The following is a 21,272-nucleotide window of genomic DNA, read 5'->3' as shown; positions in this document are numbered from 1 at the left end:
GTAAGGGCGGAACCCTAAGTGGCCGTTACCTAAATAACGGATATGTACACAGACCAAAGACTTCCAGCGCCTAACAAACAGCCATCGCAGGCAAGCCCACATTAGAGCGGTGTACATCCGGCAAGGCCTGGTCGCCTGACACATCGCCATCGGGAGCAAGCCCCCTCCCACATCAGGGCGGTGTACAACCGGTAAGACACGGTCGCATGATAGGCCGTCTTCGCGGGCAAGCCCGCTCCCACATGGATCGACGGCGTGTCATATCTGTCCCGCTCAACCCCGGAAACCAACCATGCGCATTACCTGCCTTCATACCGCCGCCAGCAACATCGCCGTATTTGACACAGCAGCCACCGCGCTCGGCATCAGCCCTGGCTTAATGCTGCATAAAGTACGTGCAGACCTGCTGGCGGCAGCAGAACACGCGGGGCAGTTGACCAGCGAGATCGCACAGGCCACCGCATCCGCGCTGCTCGACCTGGCTGAGCAAGCCGATGCAGTTGTACTCACCTGCTCAACCCTGGGCCCAGCGATTGAAACCCTTCACTCCACACGCGTCCCCATCCTGCGAACCGATGAAGCCCTCGCCGCCACAGCGCTCAAGGCGGTTGGCAAGGTCGTGGTGCTGTGCGCAGTGCAGACAACGCTGGAACCCACGTCACGGCTGTTTCACACCGCAGAGGTGCAATGGGTTCCAGGTGCCTGGGACTTGTTCAAGGCCGGTGACATCGACGGCTACCTGGCAACCATCGCCAAAGCCGCCGACCAGGCCTACACAGCAGGCGCCTCAGTGGTTGTATTGGCCCAGGCCTCGATGAGTGGCGCGGCCGCGCGCGTGACCGCAGGCCCGCCGCCCCTCACCAGCGCATCCGCCGGGCTGGCGGCCGCGCTTCAGGCCATCAGCCCACCGCCAACTCCACAACGCCATCCGTAAGGCGCACCAGCCACACCCGCAGGCGCTGATCCGGCGCCTCCAGGCATTGCCCGTCATGCAACCGGTAATGCTGTTTATAGATAGGCGCGGCCACCACCAATTCGCCCTTGATGCTGCCAATCAGCCCACGACCGATCACATTGGCGCCGGATTCCGGGTCGTGATTGTCGATGGCATACACCGTCTGCGCCTCGGCCGCAGGCAGGTAGAACAGCGCCACTTGCGCACCGTCCAGCCACACCACCACACCGGAATTGGTCACCAGGTCGTGTTCATTGCACACGGTTCTCCAGGTTGTCTGGCTCATCAGGCAATCTCCTCGACGACGGTAATCAGGTTGAGTTCGGTGGCCATGATGGGCCGGCGCTGACCGCGTTCTTGAACAAACTGCACACCCGGATCGGGGCGTTTGTCGTTGACGAACGTGCGGAAGCGCTTGAGTTTTTCCGGGTCTTTGAGGGCGTTGGCCCATTCGCATTCGTAGCGGTCGACGACCAGTTGCATCTGCGCCTCCAACTCGGCGCCGAGGCCGAGGCTGTCGTGGATGATCACGTCCTTGAGGAAATCCAGCCCGCCCTCCAGGCTCTCGCGCCACACCGAGGTGCGCTGTAGCTTGTCGGCGGTACGGATGTAGAACATCAGGAAACGGTCGATGTACTGGATCAGCGTGGCGTCATCCAGGTCAGTGGCAAACAACTCGGCATGCCGTGGGCGCATGCCACCGTTGCCGGAGATATACAGGTTCCAGCCCTTCTCGGTAGCGATCACCCCCACGTCCTTGCTCTGCGCCTCGGCGCACTCGCGGGTGCAACCGGACACCGCGAACTTGAGCTTGTGCGGCGAGCGCAAACCCTTGTAGCGATCCTCGATCAGCAGCGCCATTTTCACGCTGTCCTGCACGCCATAACGGCACCACGTGCTGCCCACACAGGACTTCACCGTGCGCGTGGACTTGCCATAGGCGTGCCCGGTTTCAAACCCGGCGGCGATCAGTTCGGCCCAGATGTCCGGCAGTTCATGCAACTGCGCGCCAAACAGGTCAATACGCTGGCCGCCGGTGATCTTGGTGTAGAGGTCGTATTTCTTCGCCACCTCGCCGATCACGATGAGTTTGTCGGCGGTGATCTCGCCGCCGGGAATACGCGGCACCACCGAGTAGGTGCCGTTCTTCTGCATGTTGGCCATGAAGGTGTCGTTGGTGTCCTGCAACGGCACGAGCGACGCGTCCATGATCGGCTGGTTCCAGCACGACGCCAGGATCGAACCCACCGCCGGTTTGCACACATCACAACCGATATGACCGCGGCCATGTTTGGCCAGTAACTCATCGAACGTGGTAATCCCTTCCACGCGCACCAGGGCATACAGTTCCTGGCGGGTGAAGGCGAAGTGTTCACACAGGCTTTTATCAACGCTGACGCCACGGGCGATCAGCTCATGCTCGAACACCTGCTTGAGCAACCCGGCGCAGCCGCCGCAACCGGTGCAGGCCTTGGTCTGGGCCTTGAGCAAGCCGAGGTCGCTGCAACCGCCATCGATGGCCGAGCAGATCGCGCCTTTGGTCACGTTGTGGCAGGAACACACGGTGGCCGACTCCGGCAAGGCGCCGGGGCCAAGGGTCGGGGCACCGGCGGTTGATGGCAGGATCAGGCTGGCCGGCTCCGCAGGCAACGCGATGCTGTTTTGCATGTATTGCAGCAAGGTGTCGTAGTAGCTGTTATCGCCCACCAGCACCGCGCCGATCACGTGCTTGCCACACGCGCTGATCACCAGGCGCCGGTAACTGGCGCTGGCCTCGTCGATAAATTGATAACTGCGGGCGCCGGGCGTATGGGCGTGGGCATCGCCAATGGAGCCTACGTCCACGCCAAGCAACTTGAGCTTGGTGGACATGTCCGCGCCGACAAAGGGCTCGGCGGTTTGCTCGCACAACAACGCAGCCACGCCACGGGCCATCTGGTAGCCGGGGGCGACCAGGCCGAACAGGCTGCCATTCCACGAGGCGCACTCGCCAATGGCGTAGATGTTCGGGTCGCTGCTTTTGCATTCGTCATTGATCACCACGCCGCCGCGCGGACCGATCTCCAGCCCGGCCTGGCGCGCCAATGCATCCTGGGCGCGGATGCCGGCGGAGAACACAATCAAGTCGGTTTCGAGGAATTCGTCGTTGGCGAAATTCATGCGATAGCGGTACTGCTCGCCCGCGCTGATGGACTGGGTGGCGCGAGACAAATGCACGCCGACACCCAGCCGCTCGATCTGCGCCTTGAGCGCCAAACCGCCGAAGTCATCCAGTTGCACCGGCATCAAGCGCGGCGCGAATTCCACCACGTGGGCTTCAAGACCGAGGCTTTTCAGAGCGTTGGCGGCTTCCAGGCCCAGCAGGCCACCGCCCACCACCACACCGCGCCGTGCGTTGCCGGCGGCCGCACGAATGGCATCCAAATCTTCCAGGGTGCGGTACACCAACCGCGAGTCACCTTCGGCGCCGTCGATGGGCGGCACGAAGGGATAAGAACCGGTGGCCAGCACCAACCTGTCATAGGCGACGCAACCGTCAGCAGTGATCACTTCGCTGCGGGCGCGGTCGATTTCCAGCACCGGCACGCCCAGGTGCAAGGTCACCCCCGGCGTCTGGTACAGCGATGCCTCGGACAACGCCAGCGACTCGGCATCGCGACCCGTGAAGTACTCCGACAAATGCACACGGTCATAGGCGCGCATCGGCTCTTCGCTGAATACGTGCAAGCGGTAGTGATCCAGCGCACCGCGCTCGATCAGTTGCGCCACACAATGGTGGCCGACCATGCCATTGCCGACGACGATCAGGGTTTTCAGACTGTTCATATTTTTAGCACCCGACAAAGCGCATCACGGTTTTAAAAAAGCAAAAAAAAACGCCTGAAACCTTACGGTTCCAGGCGTCTTTGCCTGTTCTTATGCGGTCTGGCCGCTTATGCCCGAGGCCTGCATTGGCCTGTCGATCGTCGTTGACCGAGGTGGGATGGTGAGTGAGCTTGCAGGCGGCGTGCCAATTGCCAAGTGGCCCAAAACAGTGGGCTCCAGTCACCAAACCTATCCACACCGCGCCTCTCCCTGGTGCACCTCGCCTCATAAAAGTGCACCTTTAAGTGTGCACCCTTGTAGTGAGCGGGCTTGTCCCGCGCTGGGCCGCGAAGCGGCCCCAAAACCAGACAATCAGGTTTTAACTGGCAGAACGCGCCGACTGAATTAGGGCCGCTTCGCAGCCCAGCGCGGGACAAGCCCGCTCACTACATTGGAAAATGTGCAGCTACAAAAGCTGGCGCGTGACTTGCTAGGGACTCTTCATCAAGCAGTCAACGCAGACTGCCCTCTCACGACAAAGGCGCCGTGCGACCCCCGTTTTTTACGGAGGGTCGCAAGGCGCCTTTTTTGTTTTCAGGATGACGGATGGCAAGCCAAAGCGTACGCAGCGTGTGTCCTTATTGTGGTGTCGGCTGCGGCATCATCATGCAGGTCGAACACAATAAAGTGGTCAAGGTGACCGGTGATAAAACCCACCCCACCAACTTCGGCCGTCTGTGCACCAAGGGCACCACCTGCGGCCAGGCCATCGCCGACGCCGGGCGCATGGACAGCGCCTATGTGCGCCAGGCCCGGGACCATGACCCGGTGCGCATCGCCATGGACACGGCCATCCGCGACACCGCCGCGCGTTTGCGCAAGATCCTCGACACCCACGGGCCGGATGCGCTGTCGTTCTATGTATCGGGGCAGATGTCACTGGAAGCCCAATACCTGGCCAATAAACTGGCCAAGGGTTTTGTGCGTACCAACAACATCGAATCCAACTCTCGCCTGTGCATGGCCAGTGCCGGCAGCGGGTACAAGCTCTCGCTGGGTTCGGATGGGCCGCCAGGGTCCTATGAAGACTTCGACCGCGCCGACCTGTTCTTCGTGATCGGCGCGAACATGGCCGACTGTCACCCGATCCTGTTTCTGCGCATGATGGACCGGGTCAAGGCCGGGGCGAAGCTGATCGTGGTCGACCCCCGTCGCAGCGCCACGGCGGACAAGGCCAACCTGTTCCTGCCGATCAAGCCCGGCACCGACCTCGCCTTGCTCAACGGCCTGCTGCACCTGCTGGTGAAAAACGGCCACACCGACCCGGATTTTATCGCTGCCTTTACCGAGGGCTGGGAGGCCATGCCGGACTTCCTCGAAGGCTACCCACCGCACACCGTCGCCGAATTGACCGGCCTGGCCGAAGCCGATATCCGCCAGGCCGCCGACATGATCGGCCAGGCCGCCGAGTGGATGAGCTGCTGGACCATGGGCCTCAACCAAAGCACCCACGGCACCTGGAACACCAACGCGCTGTGCAACCTGCACCTCGCCACCGGCGCCATCTGCCGCCCCGGCAGCGGGCCGTTTTCCCTTACCGGTCAACCCAATGCCATGGGCGGACGCGAGATGGGCTATATGGGGCCCGGCCTGCCGGGGCAACGCTCGGTGCTGGTAGAAGCCGACCGCGTCTTTATCGAAGACCTGTGGCAACTGCCCGAAGGCAGCCTGCCGCGCCAGGTCGGCGGCGGCACCGTGGCGATGTTCGAACAGATGGCCGCCGGGCAGATCAAGGCCTGCTGGATCATCTGCACCAACCCGGTGGCCAGCGCGCCCAATCGCCGCAACGTCATCGATGGCCTGCAAGCCGCCGAGCTGGTGATCACCCAGGACGCGTTCCTCGACACCGAAACCAACCGCTACGCCGACATCCTGTTACCGGGTGCGCTGTGGGCCGAAGCCGAAGGCGTGATGATCAACTCCGAGCGCAACCTGACGCTGATGCAAAAGGCCGTCGACGCACCGGGCGACACCTTGGCGGATTGGCAAATCATCGCCCGGGTCGCCTGCGAAATGGGCTTTGCCGAGGCCTTCACCTATACCAGCGCGTCCGAGGTGTTCGAAGAAATCAAACGCGCCTGGAACCCCAAGACCGGCTACGACATTCGCGGCGCCAGCCATGCACGCCTGCGGGAAAAACCCTTGCAGTGGCCGTGCGCATCCGCGGATGGCGCCGAGCGCAACCCGATCCGCTATCGGCAGGCAGACACGCTCAAATTCGCCACCGAAAACGGCAAGGGCCACTTCCTGCCCCGCCCCCATATGCCGCCAGCGGAAATGCCCAACGACGCCTTCCCCTTCGTGCTCAACACCGGCCGCTTGCAGCACCAATGGCACACCCTGACCAAGACCGGCAAGGTCGCCACCCTGAACAAACTCAACCCCGGCCCGTTCGTGGAACTGCACCCCGAGGACGCCGCCAGCCTGGGCATCAAGGACCAGGATTCGGTCGAGATCAAATCCCCACGCGGCCGTGCCGTGCTGCCCGCCGTGGTCACCGACCGCGTGCGCCAAGGCAACTGTTTTGCGCCCTTCCACTGGAACGATGTGTTCGGCGAACACCTGGCGATCAACGCCGTGACCAACGATGCCGTCGACCCGATTTCCTTGCAGCCGGAATTCAAGTTCTGCGCCGTGGCCCTGGCGCGGGTCGAGCTGATCGACCACCAGTTTCTCGACCATCCTTCCCCTAAAGCAGAGGACTCCACCATGGCGCGCCTCGACGCCTTCGCCGACATCGCCGGCATTCGTAACCTGACGCCACCGCCCCTGAGCGACAGTGAGCGTGTCTACCTCGCCGGTTTCTTGAGCGGCCTGCAATCCAACGCGGCGGCACTGGGCGTACCGGTATTGCCGGACAGTGCACCGCTGGCCAAGGATTCCCGTGTGTGGCTGAACGGCGTGCTCGGCGGTCTGTTCAGCCGCGCCGCCGAGGCCACCACGGCACCCTCCCCGGCCGTCACGCTGTTGTGGGCCTCGCAAACCGGCAACGCCGAAGCCCTGGCCGAGCGTTTTGCCAAGCGCTTGAGTGATGCAGGTATTGCCGTGGAACTGAGCGCCATGTCCGACTTTGCCCCCGGCAAACTGGCGACGACCCAAACCCTGGCCCTGATCAGCAGTACCTTTGGCGACGGCGACCCACCGGATAACGGTGAAGGTTTCTGGCACAGCCTCAACCGCAGCGACACGCGCCTGGAATCCTTGCGCTTTGCCGTCCTGGCCCTGGGCGACCCGAATTACGATCAGTTCTGCAAACACGGCAAACAACTCGATCAGCGTCTTCACGCACTGGGCGCCACCCGCCTGTTGGAACGGGTCGACTGCGACACCGAGTTCGAAGCCCCCGCTGACGCCTGGCTGGTGCGTTTCCAACAAAGCCTCACCCCGACAAAAGCCATTGCCCCAGCCACGCCTGCGGGTAAAACCAAGCTGCATGGGTCGCGGCTATTGCTCAACCGCCACCTGAACCCCCACAGCGCCCACAAGGAAACCCGCCAGTTCGCCCTGGACCTTACCGACTCGGGTCTGAGCTACGAGGCCGGCGATGCCCTGGGCGTAATGCCGCGCAACTGCCCGGCGCTGGTCAGCGAACTGCTCGACCTCACTCGCCTGGGGGGTGATACCCAGGTCAGCATCGAGACCTTTGGCGAGGTGCCCTTGCACCAGGCGCTCACCCAGCACTTCGAAATCGCCCGGCCGAGCCACGACAGCCTGGCGTTCATTGCCGAACGCAGCCGCAACCCTGCACTGAAAAACCTGCTGGAGCCGGAACGCAAAGCCGAATTGAAAGACTGGCTGTGGGGCAAGCAATTGGCGGATGTGTTGCAGGCATACCCTATCGATTGCTCAGCGGATGAATTGCTCGGCACCCTCAAGCGTCTGCAACCGCGTCTGTACTCGATTGCCTCCAGCGCCAAGGCGCACCCGCATGAAGTGCACCTCACCGTGGCCGCCGTGCGCTATGGCAAGCGCAAGGGCGTGTCCTCGACCTTCCTTGCCGACCGTGCAGACGAGGCCGAAGTGCCGTTGTTCGTGCAACCGTCCAAGCACTTTCGCACGCCCACTGACGGCGAGGTGCCGATGATCATGATCGGCCCCGGCACCGGGGTGGCGCCGTTTCGTGGTTTCTTGCAGGAACGTCGCGCCCTCGGTCATCAGGGCCGTAATTGGCTGTTCTTTGGCGAGCAGCACGCCGCCAGCGACTTCTACTACCAGGAAGAACTGCAAGGCCTGCAACGTGACGGCCTGCTTACCCACCTGAGCCTGGCGTTTTCCCGCGATCAGGCGCAGAAAATCTATGTGCAAGACCGTATCCGCGAACACGGCGCCGAGCTGTGGCGCTGGTTGCAGGATGGCGCCCGGCTGTATATCTGCGGGGATGCCAGTCGCATGGCCAAAGACGTCGACCTGGCCTTGCGTGAAGTCGCGCAACGCCACGGCGGGCTTGGCGTTGAGGGTGCCGTGGAGTACTGGCGACAGCTAAGCGAGCAGAAGCGTTATCTGCGTGATGTGTACTGATTGGATACAGAACAATCACCTATTTGTATTGTGTACAAAAAACCCTAAAGATTTATCGACGTCGAGCCGAAACAGCAGTGATAGCAGATCGCCAAGCCTCCGGCGGTCTGGCCGCCCTCTAGCTGATGGTCGTCTCGATGAAAATAAAAAATAAATTGGTACTGGCGTTTGTCTCTGTCGCGTTTATCCCGGTAAGCCTGGTGGCGGTGATCTCTGTCATGAACACACGGACCCAGGCGGTGGACCAGTTCATCGACGGCAGCACCCGGGAGATCCGACAGATCGACGGCAATATCCGCCAGTTCTTTGATGGCACTTTGCAGAACGTCGATCAGATGGCCGCTGATCCTGTATACACTTCTGTGAACACGCTGAAAGACTACCAACCGGCCAACGCCGCCAGCCAGCCAATGCCTGCGCCGGCGCAGCAGGTCATCGACCAGTTTGCACGCTACGGTGCCACCCACCCCGCCGCGGCTATCCTGTCCATTGGCCTGGAAGACGGCACCTACGCCAAATGGCCGGATGACCCGCAGCTGTCCAAGTACGATCCGCGCACCCGCCCCTGGTACAAAGCGGCAATGGCCAGCCCCGGCAAGACCGTGCGCACCCCTGCTTACTACTACGACAAGGACGACGTGGCCCTGGTAGGCACCGCACGCGCGTTGCTGGACAACACAGGCAAGGCCAAGGGCGTGTTCGTGGTCAGCGTGTCGCTGAAAAACCTCACCGAACTGGTCAAGAGCATCAAACTGGGTGAAAGCGGCTACGTGATGCTGATCGAGGACGGCGTGGTGCTGGTGGACCCGCGTGACGCCGCTCATAACTTCAAGCCGCTCAAAGACCTCGGCGCACCCTACGCGCACCTGGCCAACACCGCTCAAGGCTCCACCGAAGTTGAAATCAATGGCGTGCGCTACATGGCTAATATCTGGACCTCGCCCGGCCTGGGTTGGCGCTATATCGGGCTGATCGAGCACGGCGAAGTGATGGCCGAAGCCACACGCATGACGTACCTCACGGCCATCATCGTCGGGGTGCTGGTCCTGATCTTCGGCCTGATTGCCGCGGCGTTTTCCAAAGTGATCGTCAAACCCATTGGCCAGGTCAGTACCGGCTTGCAGTCCATTGCTCAGGGCGAAGGCGACCTGCGCCATGAATTGCAGGTGCAAGGCAAGGATGAAACCGCTGAACTGGCGGGCTGGTTCAACAAGTTTCTCGCGGCGATTCGCCAACTGATCCAGCATATTGGCGCCGCCTCGACCAACTTGCAGAACGCATCGAAGGTCAACAGCGAAGTGGCGCACAACATGAACGAGGCTGCGGGGCGTCAGCGTGAAGCGGTAGAACTGGTGTCCACCGCCTTTAACGAGATGGTCGCCACCGCCAACGAGGTCGCACGCTCGTGCAGTGGCGCGGCGGAGTCTGCGGAAAACGGCCACCGCCGTGTGGCCGAGGGCAAGCAGCAGATCGAAGTCACCACCGATAACGTCAACCGCCTGGGACGTCGCTTGACCGAATCATCCCAAGCCATGGTCGAGTTGGAAGCCGGTAGCCGCAGCATCAACCAGATCCTCGGCACCATCCGCGCAATTGCCGAACAGACCAACCTGCTGGCGCTTAACGCCGCCATCGAGGCCGCCCGCGCCGGTGATCAAGGCCGTGGGTTTGCCGTGGTCGCCGACGAAGTGCGCGCGCTGGCCAAGCGCACCTCCGACTCTACCGGCGAAATCGAACAACTGCTGGGCACCCTGGAAAACAAGACCCAGGAAGTCACGCAAAAAATGGGCAGTTGCCTGGACCTGTCGCGGGCCAGTGTGTCGTCCATCGAAAACGCGCGGGACAGCTTTGAGGGTATTCAGTTGTCGGTAAATGAGATCCGCGACCAGAACCTGCAGATCTCGGCCGCTGCCGAGGAGCAACACAGCGTCGCCGAAGAGATCAACCGGCATATCCAGCAGATCTACGACGAGGCGCGGCTGGTGGAAAACCTGGCGAACTCGGCGCAGGACGATTCGGGGCGGTTGTCCACGCTATCGGCTGAGTTGAATGGATTGGTGGGACGGTTCAAGTCATAAGCCTTGTGGGAGGGAGCTTGCTCCCGATGGCGGCGTGTCAGTCGGCACAACTACCCGCTGACCCACCGCCATCGGGGGCAAGCCCCCTCCCACATTTGGATATGTGCCGGGCCATGAAACCGAGTACACCGCTAATCCCTGTGGGAGGGGGCTTGCCCCCGATGGCGGTGGATCAGCTGGCAGGTGTACTGGCTGACTAGACGCCCTCGCAAGCAAGAAGTAACCGCCGCTACGCCGCGCGCCGCTGCCAATGCTCATAGAACGCCAAGGCCGCGACGTTTTTGTCTTTGGCCTCAAGCATGATGTCGAAACGGTCAATAAACTGCAGCGCGTAGTCATTGGTCCAGCGGTTCCACATCTGTGCGCTGTGGGCGTACAGGTCGCGCTTGGCCACCACCTTGAGCAGCGCGTCCATCTCCAGCTTGTGCTCGGCGTCAAAACCCAACTCCTGCAAGACTTCCTGGGGTTGGGAATAGTGCATGGTCGGGCGCACCCCGCGCCAACTGTCGATCACCCGGGCAACCCGTTCCGAATGGGGGTCGATGTAGTCGTTTTCATTGATCCAACAGTGGTGGATGTCCAGCACCACTGGCGCCAGATCGGCGACTTGCAGGCAATGGTCCAGGCCGTAGGTCCTCTCGTCGTTCTCGAAGGTAATGCAGTTACGCGCCACTTCCGACAGGCGCGACCACACCGCGCGGGTCCCCTCGACGCCGAGGCGACCGGCGATATGCACGTTGCACTTGAGGTCCTGGAACTGTCGCCCGTAACCCATCATGCGGATCATATCGGCGTGGTATTCGAATTCGGCCAGGCTGTTTTCCACCACGCCTGGGTTTTCCGAACCCAGCACACAGTATTGGCCGGGGTGGAATGACAGGCGGATATCCGAGGCACGGGCCAGCTCGCCGATGGCGGCGAAACCTTCGACCAATTGCTGTTGGATCGCCGGGTCTTGGTAGACGCCGGCCACTTTGGGGTGGCTGTAGAACGGCAGCAGGTCACTGCTCAGGCGCAGCATGCGCAGTGTGGGTGGCAACCCGGCAACGTAAGTCAGCAGCCGCAGTTGAGCGGCCAGGTTATGTGTGACGACCTCGACCAGTTTCTCGCGGGCCACCTGCGGCGCGACCCCGTCCATCCAGCGCAACGTGGTAGTACGCGGGTTGAACGGCCCCTCGATCAACTTCAGGGCGCTGGCCGAGAGCAGGCGCTCGGGGTGCTTGTATTGGCATGCAAAGCCGATGCGAGGGTGGGTCATGAAGGCGCCTGGCGGGGAAAAGGTGCGGGATGATACGGCGTTAGGCCGGGGCCGACCCAGGGGGTTCATAATATTTCGACACGTATCATGCTGAACTTTCTGACACGCGGTGCGTTCCTTTCCTATGCGCTGCTCCCGTTCAGGGGGCGTTGTACAAACAAGGAGCCGCCGTCCACATGACTACCCTTCCCGTCTACCGAACCGGCCCGGGGCCGCTGCACGCGACCTTGCTCGCCGGCACCGTGCCGCTGTTTCTCGGTGCCTTGCTCAGCGATATCGCCTACACCCAGACCTACCAGATTCAGTGGGCCAACTTCGCCTCCTGGCTGATTGCCGGTGCGCTGGTGTTCGCCGGCCTTGCGTTTCTGTTTGCGCTGGTCAATCTGTTCCGCACCGGGCTCAGGGCCGGGCAACCGGCACGTTATGTCGTGCTGTTGTTGGCCACCTGGGTGCTGGGCCTGGTCAATGCGTTCCAGCATGCCAAGGACGCCTATGCCTCGATGCCTACCGGCCTGGTGCTGTCGGCCATCGTGCTGGTGCTGACACTGGCCGCCACATGGACCGGCCTGCGTAGCGGAGGTGTCAAATGAAAACGTCCCACACCCTGACCGTATTGAGTGCAGCCCTGCTGCTGGCCGCCTGCGGTGGCGAAGGCGACAAGACCCAGGCCCGTGGCCCCGACCCCAAGCTGCCGGAACAACAAAGCAGCCTGCTGCCGAGCATGAAGATCGCCGAGCCCGCGCCGTGGGGCGATCAGAAACCCAAGGTGCCGGAGGGTTTCAGTGTCACGGCCATCGCCACCGACCTGGCGATTCCACGCCAGACCCTGGTGCTGCCCAACGGCGATATCCTGGTCGCCGAAGGCCGTGGCGGCAGCGCCGCCAAGCTCAAGCCCAAGGATGTGATCGCCAGCCTGATCAAGGCCGAGGGCAACACCAAGGTCAAGAGCGGTAACCGCCTGACGTTACTGCGCGATGCCGACGGCGACGGCACCTATGAAGTGAAGACGGTATTCGCCGACAACCTCAACGCGCCCTACGGCCTGGCCTATGCCAACGGCAAACTGTACGTGGCCAACCAGGATGCGCTGGTCAGCTTCGACTACGCCGATGGCCAGACCAAGGCAAGCGGCCCGCCGTCCAAAGTCACCGACCTGCCGGCGCAGATCAATCACCACTGGACCAAATCCCTGGCCGTGAGCGCCGATGGCAGCCAGCTCTACGTAGGGATCGGCTCCAACAGCAACGTGACTGAACGTGGCATGGAAGTGGAGATCGACCGGGCGATGGTCTGGCAGATCGACGCCACTACCGGCGCGCACAAACCCTACGCAACGGGCCTGCGCAACCCGACGGCGCTGACCATCCAACCCGACTCCGGCCAACTGTGGACCGTGGTCAACGAGCGCGACGAACTGGGCCCCGACCTGGTGCCGGACTACCTGACGTCGGTGCGCGAAGGCGCGTTCTACGGCTGGCCCTATAGCTATTGGGGCCAGAACGTCGACCCACGCGCCCAACCGCAGAACCCGGCCAAGGTGGCGGCGGCGATCAAGCCGGATTACAGCCTCGGCTCCCACGTGGCCGCGCTGGGGGTGGACTTTTCCATCCCGCAAATGGGCGAGCAATTTGCCGATGGCGTGTTCGTCGGCGAGCACGGCAGCTGGAACCGCGAGAACCCGGTGGGCTACAAAGTGATCTTTGTGCCATTTAGCAATGGCAAGCCGTCCGGCGAGCCAATTGACTTCGCCACCGGCTTTCGCGGTGATGATGGCAAGACCCGTGGCCGCCCGGTGGGCGTGACGGTGGATCCGAAAGGTGCGCTGATTATTGCCGATGACTTGGCCAATACCATTTGGCGGGTGACGCGTAACCGCTAAGTAAACTGTTTGACATGATTGCCTGAGGCAACAATATAATTGCCTCAGGCAACCATATCGAGCATCCACCATGTCCACTCCCCTGCTTGTCGAACGCGCCGGCATCGTGCGCGGCTTCAACCGCTTCTATACCCACCAGATTGGCGTGCTGCAGGAACACCTGCTGCAAAGCGATTTTTCCCTGACTGAAATCCGCGTGATGTACGAGCTGTCTTCAAGGGGCGACCTCACCAGCGCCGACCTGTGCCAGATGCTCAGCTTGGACGCGGGTTACTTGAGCCGGTTGGTGGGCGGCCTGGAAAAGAAAGGCCTGATCCAGAAAGTGCGTTCCACCACCGATGCCCGTGCCGTGCAATTGCACCTCAGCGACCTGGGTCGCTCGGTGCTGAGCCCATTGGAGCAGCAGACCCAACAGGAAGTGATCGCCCTGCTGCAAGCCTTGCCTGAACAGCAGCAACAGCAACTCACGGCCTCCATGCAACGCATCCAGGCCCTGCTGCAAGGCACGCCGCCGAGCTATTTGCTGCGTGACCCACAACCGGGCGATATGGGCCTGGTGGTACAGCAGCAAACGGCACTGTATGCCCGCGAGTACAATTGGAATTGGGAGTTCGAGGCGCTGATCGCGGAGATTGTCGCCAAGTACCTGAGGGAGTTCGACCCGGCGCGGGAACGCTGCTGGATCGCCGAAAAAGACGGCGTGATGGTGGGCTCGGTGTTCGTGATCCGCCATGACGACACCACGGCCAAGCTGCGCATGTTGTACGTGGACGCCAGCGCACGGGGCATGGGCATTGGCCAGCGCCTGGTGGATGAGTGCCTGCGTTTTGCCCGCCATGCCGGCTACACCCGCATGCTGCTGTGGACGGTGGACATCCTCACCGATGCCCGCAAGCTCTATCAAAAGGCCGGGTTTGAACTGATCGAGGAAGAGCCGGTGGAAAGTTTCGGTAAGTCCCTGGTCAGCCAGACCTGGGCGCGAGCGCTGTGAGTCGCGCCCGCGCCGTCGTTTTATAGATCGGTGATTTCCTTGTGGCGCGGCACCAGCGTCTTCATCACGCTCCACGCCACGAGGTAAGCCAGCGCGCAGATCGCGAACATGATCATGTAGCCGGTATGAATGTCATTGATCGACTTGTAGTAGTCGAACACCCAACCGCCGATCTTGGTCATTACCACCCCGCCAAGGCCGCCGGCCATGCCGCCGATACCCACCACCGACGCCACGGTTTTCTGCGGGAACATGTCGGACACGGTGGTGAAGATATTGCACGACCACGCCTGATGCGCCGAGGCGCCCACGCCGATCAGCAACACCGGCACCCAGAAGCTGATATAGCCCAGCGGCTGTGCCAGCAGCACCACCAACGGGAACAACGCGATCACCAACATGGCCTTCATGCGCCCGTCATACGGTGCATCGCCACGGGCCATAAAGTAGCTGGGAAACCAGCCGCCGCCGATGCTGCCGACCATGGTCATGCTGTACAGCACCGCCAGCGGCATCACGATATCGGCGCCTTTCATGCCGTATTGCGCCGATAGGTAGGTGGGCAGCCAGAACAGGAAGAACCACCACACGCCGTCGGTCATGAACTTGCCGAAGGCAAACGCCCAGGTCTGGCGGTAGGTGAGCAATTTGAACCAGGAGACTTTTTTCTGCACCGCGCCAGCAACTGCGGGGGTGTGCGCCTGTACGGGGGAGTCGCTGCGGATATAGGCCAGTTCTTCGGCCGACAGGCGCTTTTGCTGCTCGGGCTTTTCATAGAGGGCCGCCCACACGGCGACCCACAAGAAGCCCAACATGCCGATCACCATAAAGGCCGCTTCCCAGCCCCACAGCCCGGCAATCAACGGCACACAGATCGGCGCCAGGATCGCACCGACGTTGGCCCCGGAGTTGAAAATACCAGTGGCCAGTGAGCGCTCTTTCTTGGGGAAATACTCGGCGGTGGCCTTGATCGCAATCGGAAAGTTACCCGCCTCGCCAATCGCCAACACCGCTCGGGACAGCATAAAGCCGGCAATCGACACCGGAATCACCGCCAAGCCGACGGCAGTGCTGATCGCCGCGATGCCCTCGCCCATCTGCACCGAAAACGCATGCATGATCGCGCCGGTGGACCACACGCCAATCGCCACGACATAGGCGGCCTTGGTGCCGATCCTGTCGACAAAACGCCCGGCGAACAGCATGGAGATGGCGTAGACGAACTGGAACACCGCAGCAATGTTGGCGTAGTCGGTGTTGCTCCAGCCAAATTGCGTGGACAGTTGCGGCGCCAACAGGCTCAGCACCTGGCGGTCGAGGTAGTTGACGGTGGTGGCGAAGAACAGCATCGCGCAGATGGTCCAGCGATAGTTGCCTACCGCCTGGCCAACGCGATGAGCGTTGATGGGCTCGTTCAAGTTCATGGGCATCACTTTTTTATTTTTGTTAGGTAGGACATATGTAACGTCATATGTCGTCGTACAACTGCGACTTTTATATCGGGGTGGTTGAGCGGTGTCAATCTGAATACGGGGACTTCGTGAAAGTAGTTATAGGATGACTTCGCTCAATTCGCGTAAATGCCTGATCGTCAGCAAAAAATTGAATTTAGCGGTGAATTATTTCGTGTCGGCTTGTATCTGAACTGACAGAGCGGTGCCATCGCCACGATGGCACCTCCCCTGTTCAGCTTTAGAGTAGTCCCCATGAAATCTCGCAAGAAAAGCGTCAACCCCATCGGGTTGAAGGACATCACCATCGTCGACGACGCCAAGATGCGCAAGGCGATCACCGCCGCCGCGCTGGGCAACGCCATGGAATGGTTCGACTTTGGCGTGTATGGCTTCGTCGCCTATGTACTGGGCAAGGTGTTCTTCCCCGACGCTTCCCCCAGCGTGCAAATGATCGCCGCACTGGCGACCTTCTCCGTCCCCTTCCTGATTCGTCCCCTGGGCGGTCTGTTCTTCGGTGCGTTGGGCGATAAATACGGGCGACAAAAAGTCCTTGCCGCCACCATCGTGATCATGTCCCTGAGCACCTTTGCCATCGGCCTGATCCCCGGTTACGCCTCGATTGGCATCTGGGCACCGATCCTGTTGCTGCTGTGCAAAATGGCCCAGGGCTTCTCGGTGGGCGGTGAATATACCGGCGCCTCGATCTTCGTCGCCGAATACGCACCAGACCGCAAACGCGGGTTCCTGGGCAGCTGGCTGGACTTCGGCTCCATCGCCGGTTTCGTATTGGGTGCCGGCGTGGTGGTACTGATTTCCAGCGTCCTCGGTGAGGCGGCCTTTGAAGAATGGGGCTGGCGCCTGCCGTTCTTCCTTGCCCTGCCCCTGGGCATCATCGGCCTGTACCTGCGCCATGCGCTGGAAGAGACTCCAGCATTCCAACAGCATGTCGACAAGCTCGAACAAGGCGACCGCGAAGGCCTGAGCCATGGCCCCAAAGTCTCGTTCAAGGAAATCGCCACCAAGCATTGGCGCAGCCTGTTGACCTGCATCGGGATCGTCGCGGCCACCAACGTGACGTACTACATGCTGCTCACGTACATGCCGAGCTACCTGTCGCACAACCTGCACTACGCGGAAAACAGCGGCGTGCTGATCATCATCGCGATCATGGTCGGCATGCTGTTTGTGCAGCCGTTCATTGGGTTTGTCAGCGATAAAGTCGGCCGCAAGCCGTTCATTATTGCCGGTAGCATCGGGTTGCTGTTCCTGGCGATCCCGGCCTTTATGTTGATCACCAGCGGCAAGATCGGCCTGATCTTCGCCGGCCTGCTGATCCTGGCCGTGGTGCTGAACTTCTTTATCGGCGTGATGGCGTCGACTCTGCCTGCGATGTTCCCTACGCACCTGCGCTACAGCGCCTTGGCCAGTGCGTTCAACGTCTCGGTATTGATCGCCGGCGTCACCCCAACCGCCGTGGCCTGGCTGGTGGAAAGCACCAACGACCTGTACATGCCCGCCTACTACCTGATGGTGTTCGCCGTGGTCGGCCTGATCACCGGCCTGACCATGAAGGAAACCGCCAACCGCCCGCTACGCGGCGCCGCACCGGCAGCGTCGGACATGGAAGAAGCCAAGGAGTTGTTGCAGGAACATCACGACAACATCGAGCAGAAAATCGAAGACATCGACGCCGAGATTGCCGAGCTGGAAGCCAAGCGCAAAAACCTGGTGCAGCAGCATCCGCGGATTAACTGAGTGTCTGCACTACCAGACACATAAAGAACCCGATGTGGGAGGGGGCTTGCCCCCGATGAGGGAGTGTCAGTTAACTAATTTGTAGCTGACACACCGTAATCGGGGGCAAGCCCCCTCCCACATTTCCAAGCGAGCTCACTTCTGAAATTTCGCAGTCACCGGAAAAAATGACTCGGCGTCTTGCCAAACTGCTTCTTGAACATGCTGGTAAACGCACTGGGGCTGTCATAACCCAACTCCAGCGCCACATCGATAATCTTCTCCCCCACCGCAATCCGCTCCAGCGCCAATAACAACCGCGCCTGTTGCCGCCACTGGCCGAACGTCATCCCGGTTTCCTTGCGAAACAACCGCTGGATGGTCTTCTGGTCCAGGTCCAGGCGCGCGCTCCAGTCCGCCACGGTCGAGGCATCCCCCGGATCTTGCTGCAACGCCTGGCAAATGCGGTTCACGCGCCCGTCAGCCGGTTGCGGCAACGACAAAGGCAAGGCCGGCAACATCGCCAGTTCATCGAGGATCAAGTGCATGATCCGCGCATCACGGGAGTCTTCGGCATACGGCGGTTTGAGGCTGACCGAGGCCTTGATCAGCTCGCTCAGCAACGGCGAGATGCTCACCGTCTTCGGTTCACTGGGCATGTTCGGGAAGCGGTCCGGGCGCACAAACACGCTGCGCATTTTGAGCGCGCCCACACAACGCAAAGAATGCACTTGCCCACTGGGCATCCAGATGCCACGGTTGGGCGGCACGGTCCATTGATTGAGCGCCGAGTACACCACCATCACACCCTCAATGGCGTAGAGCAGTTGGTGCTTCTCATGGCTGTGGTCAGGGATCACCCAGTTTTCGGGGTAGTCGGTGGCCGAACTGATCACAGCCCAGTCGCCTTCGTTGATCTCCTGCAAAAATTTATCCAGTGATTTGACCATTTCGCCCTTTTTGCGATGATTGCTGCCCGAATTTCGCGAGACAGGCATTTGTGGCAAATCTAGCATGAACGCCGAATCATTTTGAAATAGATGACGGGCTCAAGTACTCGTCATCTTTGTTTGCTGCCTTGTATGGAATGCCTGCATGTCGACCCTTACTGCGTCACCCGCTGCTGCAACCAGTACGCCCCAGACAAGCCCCTTGGTCATGCGCATCCTCGGTGCGTGCGCCCTGGCGCATTTGATCAATGACTTGATCCAGGCCGTGCTGCCGTCGATCTACCCGATGCTCAAGGCCAACTACGGCCTGAGCTTCGCCCAGGTCGGCCTGATCACCCTGACCTTCCAACTCACCGCATCCCTGCTGCAACCCTGGATCGGCTACCACACGGACCGCCACCCCAAACCCTGGCTGCTGCCGGCGGGCATGGTGTGCACCTTGATCGGCATCCTGATGCTGGCGTTTGTCGGCAGCTTCCCGTTGATACTCCTGGCAGCCGGCCTGGTGGGCGTGGGCTCCTCGACCTTCCACCCGGAAACCTCCCGCGTTGCGCGCCTGGCCTCCGGCGGGCGCTTCGGCCTGGCGCAATCGACCTTCCAGGTCGGCGGCAACACCGGCAGCGCGTTCGGTCCGTTGCTGGCGGCCGCGATCATCATCCCCTACGGTCAGGGCCATATCGCCTGGTTCGGTTTGTTTGCGGTGTTCGCGATCATGGTGCTGTACGGCCTGAGCCGCTGGTATCGCAACCACCTCAACCTGTTCAAGCTCAAGCAAGGCGGCAAGGCGACCCACGGTTTGTCCAAGGGCCGCGTGACGTTTGCCCTGGTGATCCTGGCTGTCTTGGTGTTCTCCAAGTACTTCTACATGACCAGCCTGACCAGCTACTTCACCTTCTACCTGATCGAGAAGTTCCACCTGTCGGTGGCCAGCTCTCAGATGTACCTGTTCCTGTTCCTCGGCGCAGTGGCGGTTGGCACCTTCGCGGGCGGCCCGATTGGCGACCGGATCGGTCGTAAGAAAGTCATCTGGTTCTCGATTCTGGGGGCTGCGCCCTTCACCCTGGCCCTGCCCTACGTAGACCTGTTCTGGACGGCGGTGCTGAGTGTGATGATCGGTTTCATCCTCTCGTCGGCATTCTCGGCCATTGTGGTGTTCGCCCAGGAACTGGTGCCGGGCAATGTGGGCATGATTGCCGGGATTTTCTTCGGCCTGATGTTCGGCTTTGGCGGCATCGGCGCGGCCTTGCTGGGCTTGCTGGCCGACAACCACGGCATTGAGTACGTGTACCAGCTGTGTTCGTTCCTGCCGCTGGTGGGCATCCTGACGATCTTGTTGCCGTCGACCAAAGGCGTCTAGACCGCCGATCATCGGGCTGGCCGTGTGCCAGCACGAAGATTGTTCTGAAAAACCTGCGTGTGCGCTTACAATCCCGTTTTTGAACGCACACCAGGCAGACCCGGCAAGACATGACGCTCGACCCTCCTACGATTTTGGCCCTCACGGTGGCCCTCGCCGCCGCCGCCGCCCTGTACCTGGCCATTGAATGGCGTAGCGTGCGCGAACCTTCGCTGCTGTTCTGGAGCGCGGGTTTCGCCACAATTACGGTCGGCTCCACCTTGGCCTTGCTACGCACTAACGGCTTCCTGGTGGTGGGCATCTGGTTCGCCAATGGCCTGTTGGTGACCGCACACTTCCTGTTTCTGCTCGGTGTGGCGCGGTTTACCCAGGCGAACCTGTCACGACTGTGGTTGCTGTTGCCCGCCATCTGGTTCGCCATGCTGATGTTGCCCATTGACCTGGCGTGGTCCAAAGCCATGCTCGGCGTGCAATCGCTGCTGGTGGCCCTGCCTACCCTGCGTGCCAGTTTCCTGCTGCGGCCCCACGGCAAATCCCTCAGTATTGGCGCGGTGCAGCTGCGCTATGTGCTGCTGTTCCACGGCGCGTTCTACGTGGCCAAGGCGCTGTCGGTGATGATCCCCGGCACCTTGATCGACCTGGCGTCGTTCAAGGGCGAGATCATCCAGATTTCCCTGGTGGAAGGCGCGATGGCAATCATGCTGATAGCCCTGTCGATGACCGGCTCCGAACGCTACCGCCGCGAACAGCAGATCGCCCGCCTCGCCGCCCGCGACCCGCTGACTGCTCTGTACAACCGCCGCGCCCTGGACCTGCGCGCCCCGCGCGTGCTGGGCCAGGTATCCCCCTCACAACCGGGCGCCCTGCTGCTGATCGATATCGACAACTTCAAGCTGGTCAACGACCTGTTCGGCCACACCGCCGGCGACCGCTTGCTGATCGCCCTCAGCGAAATGATCCGCAGCCTGGTGCCCCGTGGCTCGCTGGTCGCACGGCTGGGTGGCGATGAATTCGTCATCCTGTTCAACCACGCCACCACCGAACAGATCGTCGAATTGGGCAGCAGCCTGCGCGAGCAATTTTATCAACTCGCCTCGCAAACCTTTTCCACCCCGGAAGCGGTGACGCTGAGCATCGGCGCCAACCTCTTCGACCAGCCGCCGCCGAGCTTGGCGGCGCTGATTGAACAAGGGGATACCACGCTGTATGAGACCAAGCGTGGTGGGCGGGACA

The 21,272-nt window shown here is 61.4% G+C and carries 14 protein-coding genes and 1 pseudogene; 10 read left to right on the top strand and 5 right to left on the bottom strand.

The window, feature by feature from the left end; genetic code table 11:
• Positions 1 to 292 precede the first annotated feature (292 nt).
• On the top strand, positions 293 to 934 hold the full coding sequence (locus tag DYL61_RS28785) for an aspartate/glutamate racemase family protein (protein WP_135311180.1): 642 nt from the start codon (positions 293 to 295) through the stop codon (positions 932 to 934).
• Here the strand turns inward: DYL61_RS28785 and nirD are convergent.
• Both nirD and nirB read right to left on the bottom strand, forming a co-directional pair.
• Positions 900 to 1,241, bottom strand: a complete 342-nt coding sequence (nirD, locus tag DYL61_RS28780; protein ID WP_135311179.1) for a nitrite reductase small subunit NirD — start codon at positions 1,239 to 1,241, stop codon at positions 900 to 902. The two genes, DYL61_RS28785 and nirD, sit on opposite strands and share 35 nt — an antisense overlap.
• Positions 1,241 to 3,781: a nitrite reductase large subunit NirB gene (nirB, locus tag DYL61_RS28775; RefSeq protein WP_135311178.1), complete on the bottom strand. Its 2,541-nt coding sequence runs from the start codon at positions 3,779 to 3,781 to the stop codon at positions 1,241 to 1,243. Before nirB ends, nirD begins: the two co-directional genes overlap by 1 nt.
• Before the next feature lie 585 nt (positions 3,782 to 4,366).
• On the opposite strand from nirB, the gene DYL61_RS28770 reads away from it, so the two are divergent.
• The 3 genes and pseudogenes from DYL61_RS28770 (at position 4,367) to DYL61_RS31995 (ending at position 10,416) form a co-directional block, all read left to right on the top strand.
• Positions 4,367 to 8,338, top strand: coding sequence for a bifunctional nitrate reductase/sulfite reductase flavoprotein subunit alpha (locus DYL61_RS28770; RefSeq protein WP_135311177.1), 3,972 nt, complete (start codon positions 4,367 to 4,369; stop codon positions 8,336 to 8,338).
• A 125-nt stretch (positions 8,339 to 8,463) separates the two neighbouring features.
• Positions 8,464 to 9,561 (top strand): annotated as a pseudogene (locus DYL61_RS32000) (cache domain-containing protein); the annotation flags it as partial.
• A gap of 87 nt (positions 9,562 to 9,648) precedes the next feature.
• A complete protein-coding gene (locus DYL61_RS31995; protein ID WP_374956515.1) occupies positions 9,649 to 10,416 on the top strand; it encodes a methyl-accepting chemotaxis protein in 768 nt (255 codons plus the stop codon).
• 229 nt (positions 10,417 to 10,645) lie between these two features.
• Here the strand turns inward: DYL61_RS31995 and DYL61_RS28760 are convergent, their stop codons facing one another.
• Positions 10,646 to 11,674 carry an apurinic/apyrimidinic endonuclease family protein gene (locus tag DYL61_RS28760; protein WP_135311175.1) on the bottom strand — a complete coding sequence of 343 codons (1,029 nt, stop codon included), beginning with the start codon at positions 11,672 to 11,674 and terminating at the stop codon, positions 10,646 to 10,648.
• Positions 11,675 to 11,850: 176 nt separating this feature from the next.
• On the opposite strand from DYL61_RS28760, the gene DYL61_RS28755 reads away from it, so the two are divergent.
• From DYL61_RS28755 to DYL61_RS28745, 3 genes are all read left to right on the top strand, one after another.
• On the top strand, positions 11,851 to 12,264 hold the full coding sequence (locus tag DYL61_RS28755; protein ID WP_105697022.1) for a DUF2231 domain-containing protein: 414 nt from the start codon (positions 11,851 to 11,853) through the stop codon (positions 12,262 to 12,264).
• Positions 12,261 to 13,553, top strand: a complete 1,293-nt coding sequence (locus DYL61_RS28750; RefSeq protein WP_135311174.1) for a PQQ-dependent sugar dehydrogenase — start codon at positions 12,261 to 12,263, stop codon at positions 13,551 to 13,553. The genes DYL61_RS28755 and DYL61_RS28750 overlap by 4 nt, the downstream gene beginning before the upstream one ends.
• 70 nt (positions 13,554 to 13,623) lie before the next feature.
• Positions 13,624 to 14,544, top strand: a complete 921-nt coding sequence (locus DYL61_RS28745) for a bifunctional helix-turn-helix transcriptional regulator/GNAT family N-acetyltransferase (RefSeq protein ID WP_135311173.1) — start codon at positions 13,624 to 13,626, stop codon at positions 14,542 to 14,544.
• Between the two features lie 20 nt (positions 14,545 to 14,564).
• Here the strand turns inward: DYL61_RS28745 and DYL61_RS28740 are convergent, their stop codons facing one another.
• Complete coding sequence (locus tag DYL61_RS28740; protein ID WP_135311172.1) at positions 14,565 to 15,968, bottom strand: MFS transporter; 1,404 nt, start codon at positions 15,966 to 15,968, stop codon at positions 14,565 to 14,567.
• Positions 15,969 to 16,250: 282 nt separating this feature from the next.
• On the opposite strand from DYL61_RS28740, the gene proP reads away from it, so the two are divergent.
• Positions 16,251 to 17,753, top strand: coding sequence for a glycine betaine/L-proline transporter ProP (proP, locus tag DYL61_RS28735; RefSeq protein ID WP_105697026.1), 1,503 nt, complete (start codon positions 16,251 to 16,253; stop codon positions 17,751 to 17,753).
• A gap of 155 nt (positions 17,754 to 17,908) precedes the next feature.
• On the opposite strand, the gene DYL61_RS28730 is transcribed toward proP, so the two are convergent.
• Positions 17,909 to 18,730 (bottom strand): AraC family transcriptional regulator, encoded by an 822-nt coding sequence (locus DYL61_RS28730; RefSeq protein WP_135311171.1) that lies wholly within the window; start codon positions 18,728 to 18,730, stop codon positions 17,909 to 17,911.
• A 97-nt stretch (positions 18,731 to 18,827) separates the two neighbouring features.
• Between DYL61_RS28730 and DYL61_RS28725 the strand changes: the two genes are divergently transcribed.
• Positions 18,828 to 20,039, top strand: a complete 1,212-nt coding sequence (locus DYL61_RS28725) for an MFS transporter (RefSeq protein ID WP_135311170.1) — start codon at positions 18,828 to 18,830, stop codon at positions 20,037 to 20,039.
• Between the two features lie 110 nt (positions 20,040 to 20,149).
• Positions 20,150 to 21,272, top strand: a 1,123-nt coding sequence (locus tag DYL61_RS28720) for a GGDEF domain-containing protein (RefSeq protein ID WP_135311169.1), incomplete at its 3' end; no start/stop codon positions are given.

This window comes from Pseudomonas nabeulensis, from assembly GCF_004682045.1.
Classification (GTDB): Bacteria; Pseudomonadota; Gammaproteobacteria; order Pseudomonadales; family Pseudomonadaceae; genus Aquipseudomonas; species Aquipseudomonas nabeulensis.
This window is presented reverse-complemented; position numbering and strand designations above follow the sequence as displayed.